Annotated in this window: 1 protein-coding gene; it reads left to right on the plus strand. The window is 69.8% G+C overall.

Features of this window, described 5'->3' with window-relative positions; genetic code table 11:
* The coding region (locus tag ACODRX_RS25855; protein WP_488874407.1) for a zinc-binding dehydrogenase at window positions 1-557 on the plus strand (557 nt) is incomplete at both ends.

Consider the following 557-nt stretch of genomic DNA (forward strand, 5'->3'; position numbering starts at 1 on the left):
CATCGCCTTCGAGACCGCCGCCGCGATGACCATGCGCGGCCTGACCTCGGCCTACCTGATGCGCCGCATCCACGACTTCCAGCCCGGCGAGGCCATCCTGCTGCACGCGGCCGCCGGCGGCGTGGGCCTGATCGTGTCGCAATGGGCCAAGCTGCTGGGGCTGACGGTGATAGGCACGGTGTCGAGCGATGCCAAGGCCGAGGTGGCGCGCGCCCATGGCTGCGACCATGTCATCAACTACAGCCGCGAGCCGGTGGCGCCTGCGGTGCGCGAGCTGACCGGCGGGCGCGGCGTTGACGTGGTGTTCGACAGCGTGGGCCGGGACACCTTCATGGCTTCGCTGGACTCGCTCAAGCGCCGTGGGCTGATGGTCTGCGTGGGCACGGCGTCGGGCACGGTAGAGCCGTTCGATCCCAACATCCTGGCGCGCAAGGGCTCGCTGTACCTGACGCGCCCGGCGCTGGCCGACTACATCGCCGATCCGGCCGAGAAGCAGGCCCTGCTGGCCGAGCTGTTCGGCCATGTGAGCCAGGGCCGCATCCGCATCGACATCCAGA

The organism is Comamonas sp. FG99, from assembly GCF_057808605.1.